Annotated in this window: 8 protein-coding genes and 1 pseudogene; 8 read left to right on the forward strand and 1 reads right to left on the reverse strand. The window is 63.6% G+C overall.

The genetic code is table 11. The annotated features are described in order from the left end of the window. Positions 1 to 239 precede the first annotated feature (239 nt). The 4 genes from MXB90_RS17330 to MXB90_RS17345 all read left to right on the forward strand — a co-directional run bounded on the left by MXB90_RS17330 (position 240) and on the right by MXB90_RS17345 (position 3033). Positions 240 to 623 (forward strand): DUF3307 domain-containing protein, encoded by a 384-nt coding sequence (locus MXB90_RS17330; protein WP_250046669.1) that lies wholly within the window; start codon positions 240 to 242, stop codon positions 621 to 623. Positions 624 to 1402: 779 nt separating this feature from the next. Beyond that, positions 1403 to 1933 (forward strand): hypothetical protein, encoded by a 531-nt coding sequence (locus tag MXB90_RS17335; protein ID WP_250046670.1) that lies wholly within the window; start codon positions 1403 to 1405, stop codon positions 1931 to 1933. A gap of 3 nt (positions 1934 to 1936) precedes the next feature. Then, positions 1937 to 2413 carry a hypothetical protein gene (locus MXB90_RS17340; RefSeq protein WP_250046671.1) on the forward strand — a complete coding sequence of 159 codons (477 nt, stop codon included), beginning with the start codon at positions 1937 to 1939 and terminating at the stop codon, positions 2411 to 2413. Further along, complete coding sequence (locus tag MXB90_RS17345) at positions 2410 to 3033, forward strand: terminase small subunit (RefSeq protein ID WP_250046672.1); 624 nt, start codon at positions 2410 to 2412, stop codon at positions 3031 to 3033. The genes MXB90_RS17340 and MXB90_RS17345 overlap by 4 nt, the downstream gene beginning before the upstream one ends. A gap of 183 nt (positions 3034 to 3216) precedes the next feature. Here MXB90_RS17345 and MXB90_RS17350 read toward each other — a convergent pair whose 3' ends face one another. Further along, on the reverse strand, positions 3217 to 4131 hold the full coding sequence (locus tag MXB90_RS17350; RefSeq protein WP_250046673.1) for a tyrosine-type recombinase/integrase: 915 nt from the start codon (positions 4129 to 4131) through the stop codon (positions 3217 to 3219). Positions 4132 to 4190: 59 nt separating this feature from the next. On the opposite strand from MXB90_RS17350, the gene MXB90_RS17355 reads away from it, so the two are divergent. The 4 genes and pseudogenes from MXB90_RS17355 to MXB90_RS17375 form a co-directional block, all read left to right on the forward strand. Beyond that, positions 4191 to 4415 carry a helix-turn-helix domain-containing protein gene (locus MXB90_RS17355; RefSeq protein ID WP_250046674.1) on the forward strand — a complete coding sequence of 75 codons (225 nt, stop codon included), beginning with the start codon at positions 4191 to 4193 and terminating at the stop codon, positions 4413 to 4415. 1050 nt (positions 4416 to 5465) lie between these two features. Then, positions 5466 to 5774 carry a hypothetical protein gene (locus MXB90_RS17365; protein WP_250046675.1) on the forward strand — a complete coding sequence of 103 codons (309 nt, stop codon included), beginning with the start codon at positions 5466 to 5468 and terminating at the stop codon, positions 5772 to 5774. Positions 5775 to 6332: 558 nt separating this feature from the next. Then, positions 6333 to 7547, forward strand: coding sequence for an MFS transporter (locus MXB90_RS17370; protein WP_250046676.1), 1215 nt, complete (start codon positions 6333 to 6335; stop codon positions 7545 to 7547). A gap of 299 nt (positions 7548 to 7846) precedes the next feature. Continuing rightward, a pseudogene (locus MXB90_RS17375) lies at positions 7847 to 8561 on the forward strand (transposase); the annotation flags it as partial.

Consider the following 8561-nt stretch of genomic DNA (forward strand, 5'->3'; position numbering starts at 1 on the left):
TGCGTATCTGCCACCGCTGCGCTCATATCGGGGGCGGGTGAATTCGGTCCAGGCCATCGTGATCTCCGTTCAGCTTTGCAACCGAACAGAATCACAACCTGCTGAATTCACTCCACCAGTTTCGGATCAGCCTCTTAGAGGTGCCCCGGCTGGACTTTCCGATCTGCTGGCCGCCGCAAGAGTCCAGCTGTCAGGCCGGATTGGGCGCTGTGGACGACGCGCGCTGAGCCTCTGCCCCGATGACCGACCCGATCCAGATCCTGATCTTGCTGTCGCTGCTGCAGGTCAAGCACCTGCTGGCGGATTTCGTGTGGCAGTCGGATTGGATGGTGCGGAACAAGGTACATTACGGCCATGCCGGGGGCATTGCCCATGCAGGGATGCACGCCGGGCTGAGCCTGCTTGTCCTCTTGGCAGTGGATGAGCCTTTTGCCCTCGCCCTGACGGTCGCCGCATTGGAAGGCGTGGTGCATTACCACATCGATTACGCGAGGTGCAAAGCCGCCGGCCGATGGGTGCCTGCGCCTTCGAGCCAGGGGTTCTGGGTGCTGATGGGGGCGGATCAGCTCTTGCACCAGCTGACTTATCTGGTCCTCGCGGCCCTGGTGCTGGGCAACTCTTGAACGCTGCGCCTCGCCGGGGGCGCTGCCCGCCATGCGGCGATCGCGCGAGGTCATCAGGAGCATCAGGTGATGCCCCTGCGATCTCGGCCAAAGTCGGTTGCCCGCGTTGACCTTCAGATCCTGTGGCAGGCCGCTCCCCCGGGTCACGAAACGAACCGTGGCGTGGATCCCACCGATGTCGGCGATGTCCCCCGCCCGGGCACGCGCGCTGGCGATCGCCGCCAGGGCATCCCACTTTCAGGTCTCGAAGCTTTTCGCCACCAGGCTGAACGTCGCAGGCTTGGCAGCTGCGAAGGCGCGCAGGACTTCCACCCGGTCGACAAGGCGGACATAGGCAACCCAGCCCATCTTGTGCAGGAACCAGCCCAGCTGCCGGGCACGATGCGCGTCGCGGGGCGTGTCTGTCGCATCAACGCGGGCAAGAGATCAGAGATGGTCGTCGGGACCGTTTCCCCAGCCTCCGGCAGATCGAGACCAGTCGCCGCCTCGATCGCACGGATCGCCCGCCATCGCGGCCGAAAGCACGGCAGGTTCAGGATGTTCGAGACTGTCCTGACATCAAGGGCCCTGTTCAAGGAAACGGGAGATCCGTCTCGCCGCGCCGACGGAGCGCGATCAATGGGGTCCGGCCCGAATTTTTCCAGTGTGTCGTTGAGGAAAATTTGCGCGTAAAAATCAACATATATGTATACTCAGGCCTTACCAACACCATATGTTGATTTTAGATAGCCCTTCTGTCACACTACGTCGAACATCGTCAGCTGCCAGGAGGGCGCACCATGGCGCGCAAACCGTCTTCGAAACTCGATCTGAAAGCTGCCGCGGCGGCCACCCCGGTTCGTCTCCCTCGGACCATCGCCGATCCCGCGCTGGAGCTGCAGCTTCTGGAGGAACTGAAGCCTCGCACCCGCTACGAGCGGCTGGTGGCCGAGAATATCGTCGCGAATGAGGTCCGGACGCTGCAGTTGCGCCGTCATCGCGATGCGATCCTGCGCCATTATGCGGGCGACAAGATCGCGACCCGCATCAAACGGGCCGTGCCGGCTTTTCCCGATGAGCGGGTCGTTGATCTGGTGCGCGCCTGGGTCCGCGGCTCGGAGGAGGTCTCCCGGACCCTTGAAGAGCTCGGGATCGATGAAGAGCGCGTTCTGACCGATGTCTTCGTCGCGTGGATCGACACTCTGTCCACCGTCGAAAAAGAACTGGCCCTGCTTGAGCGCCGTCGCGCACGTTTGCGCAAGGAATATCGCGAGCTGAAAGCCGAACGTGCCGAGACCGGCCCGATCGAAGATGCCGAAGTGGTGGAGTGAGCGATGGTGGTGCCTACCTCTTCTCAAAAGCCGCGCAAGCGCTCTGGACCGCAGACCCCGGAAGGACGCAAGCGCGTGTCCCAGAACGCCCGAAAGCATGGGCTGACCAGTGCGGCGCTGCCCCTCGACCTCCCCGGCATACGTGCGGCGATTGTCGCGCATGTCGGGCCGGGGCGCGCCGATCCGCTGGCTGTGGCCCGTCTTGCCGAGGCGGAGGCGTTGCTCAAGCGCATAGAGGAGGTGCGTCTGGCGCTTGAGACCGAGCTGGACGCCTTTCTGAACGCGCGGACTGCGCCAGAGCTGCCCGCGTCCAGCATGCCGCGGATGGTAAGCGGGTATGAACTTGAAGAGATCCTCGACGATTTGCGGATCGTCAGTCGCTATCACGCAGAAGCCTATGCGCAACGCCGCAAGGCGCAGCAAGTGCTGCTGGTGTCCTTGACGGACGGGGTGGCGCGGGCGGAAGGGGATTTCCGATGACCAGGAGAGGGACTTCCGCAAAGCGCCCGGTGGCAGGCCCGTCCAGAACCGTGGCGCGGGGGGCGTCGTCGTCTCCCCTGCGGCGCAAGCACCACGAAGCCTTTGTGCAAAGCTACCTCACCCATTTCAACGGCTACCGCGCCGCCCGCACCGCAGGTTATTCGGTGCGCATGGCGCAAAAGATCTGGCCCGTGATCCTGCAGCGCCGCGATGTGCAGGCGCGACTGACGTTGCTGCGCATCCCGCCACCTGACGACCGGGAGCAGCTGAAGGCGGATCTTCTCAGGCATTTGTGGGCCCTCACCAAAGGCAAGGGCCATCTGCTCCTGCAACATCCGATCACCGGTGAGATCGGCTTAGACTGGGCCCGGGCCACGCCGGAAGATCTCGATACGCTGGAGATCTGCTCAATGACCACCACCGTGCGCAACGGCCGGCGCCGGACCCAGTTGTGCTTCCGATCGGTCAGGAAAATCGCCGTTCTTGATATGCTCTACGAGATTCTCACAGCGACTAATGCGCGCCTTCCGAAGCGCCACGGTCTCTTTTCGGGGCCCAAACGGGTGTTCACAAAAGAGGAGGTAGACTTTCCGCCTTCGCGCCTCAGCGGCAACGTGTAACGGCCAAGCCTGCGCCTGTCGGGGACGGGCCAAGGTTTTCAAGAAAATCCCGAAACAATTTCCCCCTGCTCTTTGACAATCAAACACACATGGCGGCCGTCCCGCACTGGGCGCGGGACGGCCCGCGCGCGGGCGGCACGGTGGCGGATGATCCGGGCCGGAATTCAGACAAGGCCGCCCGGATCATTGCCAGACGTTGTGCTCGGCATGTTCGAGATAGCGCGCGAGCACATTGACCGATTTCCAGCCCCCTGCCCGCATGATCGCGACCGTGTCATGGCCGGCCTTCAGGAGATCCTGAGCCGCGCCGACGCGCATCGAATGCCCGGAAAAGTCGTCGATGTCTTCGGGATCGAGCCCGGCATTCCGCGCCGCGGTCTTGATGACGCGCTTCACGGTGGTGTCGCTCAGCGCGCGATTGACAGCGATGCCCTGATAGATCGGGCAGAAAAGCGGCGCGATGTCAGGACCGCGCCAGGCCAGCCAGTCCTCAAGGAGGCGACCGGTGCGCTTCGAGGTGAAAGCGATCCGACCGAGACCTGCCTGATCGGCCTTGCTGCGCCGGATCAGCACCCGGAGCGTGCCATCCGGGCGAGGGTCGATGTCATCGGTCGAAAGGGCCACCAGTTCCGAGCGACGCGTCAGAAGATCGTAGCCCAGAGACAGCATGGCCCGGTTACGCAGTCCCCAGGGGTTGTCGGGCTGAACGGCGAGGAACCGGTCCAGATAGTCGCGGGTCAGACCCTTGGCCTGTTTCGGGCGGGAGGTTTTCCGGCGACGAATGCGGCGAAAGGTGAGGTTGATCTCCTCGTCCCAGGTCGGATCCGGCAAACGCAGCAACTGATGGATCTTGCGGATCGCATAGAGCCTGCGGCGCACCGAGGTTGGCACATGCGACACGGCATCCGCTTCCAGAAAGGCACAGAGGGTTTCGACGCTGGCCGGGAAGGGATCCTGACCATTGGCTGCGCACCAAGCGACGAAGGCGCCGACATCGGCGAAATAGGACTTCATGGTCGCCGGCGCATAGGCACCCTCAAGGCGCTTGAATTCTGCGCGCCAGTCGTGTTGTTTATTTAGGGGTATATATTTGGTCATAAATGTCTATTTAGTGGACATTTTGGAGTTTGTCAATGCTGACAGGAGTCCAAGTTCGCATGGCACGTGTTGCGCTCAACATGTCCGCGGACATGCTTGCGGAGAAGGCCGGAGTCGCCTCTAAGACAATAAGACGAATTGAATCGGCGGAAGGAATTCCAACTTCCTCAGCGAAAACGATGGCCAATATCCAAGCCGCCCTCGAAGCCGCCGGCATCGAGTTCATCGGCAGCCCCGACGACGCCCCCGGCATCCGCATCCATCCCCGCCCCGCCACTGACTGACGTCTTGGACAGCCTGGTTTTCCTCGCCTCGAAATTGATCTGGCTGCTGACCGCCCAGAGAGCTGGCTTGCTGGGTTTTTCCTGATCGGGACTCTCGGGCTCTGGACGAAGCGCCTACGCGCCGTGAAGGAATGCGTGGGCCTCCTCGCCTATCGCCTCACCTGCCGCGCCAGCTGATCGCAAATCCCCGGCGAATGCCCGATAACGCTGACCATCCCCCCGCGACATCCGGGCTGCGCAGTCCCGGGGCGCGACAACCAGGAAACGTCAGCCGGGCAGGCAGAGGACGCCGTCCTAGAACCCGCGGCGCTCGCGTCGCAGCGGCCCATCACGAAGATCGGCGGGCGCGCGGAGGGACCGCCCGGTTGCGGAAAGGACGCCGCAACGCATCGCCCGCGGCTCTGCCGGCGCTCAGGCCTTCCCGCAGGGGATGCGCAGCACCTGGCCGGGGGAGACCTAGTCGCGATGGGTCTGCATCGGGCGGTTCGCCTCGGCGTACTCACCAAGACGGCGGCCGGATCGCGCCCGGCTCGGTCTGCCGCCGACCGGGGAGCGGCGGACGGGCATTCTGCCCGGGCGCTCCCCGGCACCTGACATCGGCATTGATGGGTCGCGCCGTGCATCTTCCTCAATCGGCCAAATTTTATCGTTTCGGTAATTTGGCAAACCCGGGTCGAAACAGGCGAGAGCGATGGGAAAGCGTAACGAAGTGATCAGCCAATAGGACGAGGAGCTGAAGACAAAATCTGGTGTCGCCCCGGACCCGGATCTTCTTACGAAGGACACGATCCGCGGCGATCTGACGGAACCGGAGACCGCGAAGACCAACGTCCCCTCAGAAAACCGGGGCGAGCCGATGGACCGGAGCGGATGGCTGCGATCCATTCCGTTGTCGAGACCTGTGACCGGTCTGAGCGCAACAAGGTCCGGCCCGTCGTCCATCGCATTCCGGTCAAGCCTTTCGGGAAAGAGTCGGTTCAGCCTTGAAAGGATTGACGCATTGTCAAGGCAGGGCGTAGCCAGTCCGCGACCCGGTCGTGCGGGGGCAATTTGAGGGAGGAGTTCGCCATAGAAAGTATCGTTCCGATCATTATCCAGATTGTGACCGGCATTGTCGGCGGCCAAGCGGTCGGGGTGGCTGTCAAGAGCGCCGCCATGGGGCAGTTGCCGAAGCTTCTCAGCGGGGCCATCGGCGGGGTGGCCGGGGGGTCGATCCTCGGCGCGGTTCTTGGCGGCGCGGCGGGCGCTGATCCCGCCGCCGGCGGCGCCATGGGCGGCCTGCTTGGCGATGTGGTGGGCGGCGGCGCAGGCGGCGCCATTCTTACCGCGATCGTCGGCGCTGTCATGAAGGGCCGATAGCACCGCTTCCGGCCCGGCAGGTGCAGCGCGAAGACGTTCGGATCGTTCCGCGTCCGCGATGCGTCAGGAATGACCAGGAGCGGCGGGGGCCCGCGGGCCCCTCGTGCGGGCGCGTGTGACGACGGGTTTCAGGGGCGTGGCCCGGATTATCCCGGGGCGGAGCCGGGCAAGCGCGCTTCCGGCTGACGGGAAGCCTGACACCGCGGAAGATATCGGACCGGTTTCGCAGAGGTGTCGATTGACGAGGTGAGCAGCGGCGACGGGGGCTGATGGCCTGCGGCGCCGCTCCGACTCTCGGTATCAAGGGTGATATTGCTTCAGCGGCGCGCGTGTGGCGCCAAGCGCCTGCGATGCACGCGGTCCGGCGGCGGGAGGACGGATCATCTCTGCCACGCGGCAATGCTGCGACCCGACGAGAAGGGAGGGGAACGCGCAAGATCTGGCCCCTGTCCCAGGGCGCTGGACGCGGGCGTCAAGCATCGCCACCTTGCACTTCGTGAAACATCACGAATCGCGGGATCACCTTACTGCCCGCCAAAGAGTTTTTGACCCACGGCCTTGCTGGTTTCTTTTGCGTCCCTTTTTCTTTCTGCGCTGCTTTTGCTGCTTGGCCTGGGCGGAACGGCACCGCTGGACGCGCTATCGGGGGCCTTCCTGGGGTTTTCCGAAGGACAGATCGGTCTTCTGGGTTCTGCGCATTTCCTCGGGTTCTTCATTGGATGCTGGTGGGCCCCGCGCCTGATGGGCGAGGTCGGCCACTCCCGGGCTTTCGCGGCCTTCACCGCCTCGGGGACGATCGGGATCATGGCGCATATGATGCTTCTCGATCCATTCGCCTGGATGCTGATGCGCATCGCCGTCGGGATGGCGCTGGCGGGCTGTTTCACGATCATCGAGGCCTGGTTGCAATCCAAGGTCACGAACGAGACGCGCGGCAGGGCGATGGGCGTCTACCGTGTCGTCGACATCTTCGGAAGCCTTGGTGCTCAGCTTCTGATCGGTGTGGTCGAGCCGGCGACCTATGTTTCTTACAACATCCTTGCGCTGATCTGCTGTGCAACCTTGTTTCCCTTGGTTCTCTCTCGTGCCGAGGCGCCACAGGCAGGTGCTGCCCCCCGTCTGAGGCCTGGCCTCGCGTGGCGGCGCTCACCTCTCGCTGTGGCAGGGGTCATCGTCTCCGGGATCAGCGGCGCGGCGTTCCGAATGGTTGGGCCGCTCTACGGTGTCCTGGTGGGACTTGAACCTGAACGGATCGCCTTCTTCCTGGCTTCCTATGTGCTTGGCGGCGCAGTCGCGCAGCTCCCGGTTGGCTGGATTGCGGACAAGTTCGACCGACGCATTGTCCTGATCTGGCTATCGGTAGCCTCGGCCGCAGCCTGCGTGATCACCCTTTTGAGCCAGGGGTTCGCGGCAAGCGCGATATTCCTCTCCGCATCCCTCTTTGGTTTCACGACCTTTCCGATCTACTCAGTCGCGGCCGCTCATGCGCATGACTTCGCCGAAAGCGATGAACGGGTCGAGCTTTCCGCTGCCTTGCTTTTCCTCTACGCGGTGGGCGCAACGGCCAGCCCGGTCATCGCGTCCCTGCTCATCGCAAGCTTTCGCCCGCCGGGAATGTTTGGCTTCCTGGCCCTGTCGCACGTTGCGCTTGTGGTTTTTGGCATCATTCGGATGCGCGCACGACCCGCCCCTGCCCACCGCAGCGGATATGTTTATGTCCCAAGGACGTCATTTCTCATAGGCAGGCTTCTGCGGCGCAATCGCGACCAGTAATCGGCTCCGGGAGTAAGGGGGCGACACAACCGGCACACGATGCTGCGGGGCGCCAGGGAAGTTGGCGGTGGCCGCGCATTGGGTCAAAGGGCTTTAAAACCGGCGCAGCTCGGCAGAGCTGCGCATCACGGAAAGCAAGCCTCTCTTTCGCCGGACGCGACTGCGGCGCATTCGGATCGCGACAACGAGGTGCGGAGGTAACTGCATATGCCGCCCCTAACAGGCCGCTGAAATAGTCCCGGCTCGACAGTGGTTTGAGAACATGATTCACCCTCGGCACGATAACGGCGGGGATTATGATGCGCGGGACGGACGAGACGAGTGGGTCGTTGTTCAGCTATGTCGACTTGGAGGCACGCATCCCCGCGCGGCATCCGCTGCGCAAGATCCGGCAGGTGGTGAACGAGGCGCTGGCCAGCCTCGATGCCGAGTTCGAGGCCCTTTACACAGATTTCGGTCGCCCCTCGATCCCGCCGGAACGGCTGATCCGGGCCAGCCTGCTCCAGATCCTGTTCTCGGTCCGCTCCGAGCGGCAGTTGATGGAACAGATGCAATATAACCTGCTGTTCCGCTGGTTCGTAGGGCTCGGCATCGACGACGCCGTTTGGGTGCCGACCGTATTCACCAAGAACCGCGACCGGCTGCTGACGACCGAGATGTCGCGCCGCTTCTGTCGGATGATCACTTCTCGGTCGACGGCACGCTGGTGAAGGCCTGGGCCTCGATGAAGAGCTTCCGGCCCAAGGGCTCCGACACGCCGCCCGACGATGACGCCGGCAGCCCACCCGGACCCGACGCAACCGCCAAAGACCACCCCGAACCAACCGTTTCCGAGACCGCTCCGATGCCCCGTCCCAGCCGCCAGAACCGCAATGCCGAAGTCGACTTCCGCGGCGAGAAGCGGTCCAATGCCACCCATGCCTCGACCACCGACCCGGATGCCCGGCTCTACAAGAAGTCCCCTGGCACCGGGGCCATGCTGTGCTTCATCGGCCATGCCTTGATGGAGAACCG

The sequence above is a fragment of the Phaeovulum molybdatiresistens genome (assembly GCF_023544865.1).
Classification (GTDB): Bacteria; Pseudomonadota; Alphaproteobacteria; order Rhodobacterales; family Rhodobacteraceae; genus Pontitalea.

Excerpts from the sequence above, each read along its gene's own strand:
- MXB90_RS17335 (WP_250046670.1), top strand. The coding sequence starts at position 1,403 with ATGGCGCGCAAACCGTCTTCGAAACTCGATCTGAAAGCTGCCGCGGCG.
- MXB90_RS17340 (WP_250046671.1), top strand. The coding sequence starts at position 1,937 with ATGGTGGTGCCTACCTCTTCTCAAAAGCCGCGCAAGCGCTCTGGACCG.
- MXB90_RS17345 (WP_250046672.1), top strand. The coding sequence starts at position 2,410 with ATGACCAGGAGAGGGACTTCCGCAAAGCGCCCGGTGGCAGGCCCGTCC.
- MXB90_RS17330 (WP_250046669.1), top strand. The coding sequence starts at position 240 with ATGACCGACCCGATCCAGATCCTGATCTTGCTGTCGCTGCTGCAGGTC.
- MXB90_RS17355 (WP_250046674.1), top strand. The coding sequence starts at position 4,191 with ATGGCACGTGTTGCGCTCAACATGTCCGCGGACATGCTTGCGGAGAAG.
- MXB90_RS17350 (WP_250046673.1), bottom strand. The coding sequence starts at position 4,131 with ATGACCAAATATATACCCCTAAATAAACAACACGACTGGCGCGCAGAA.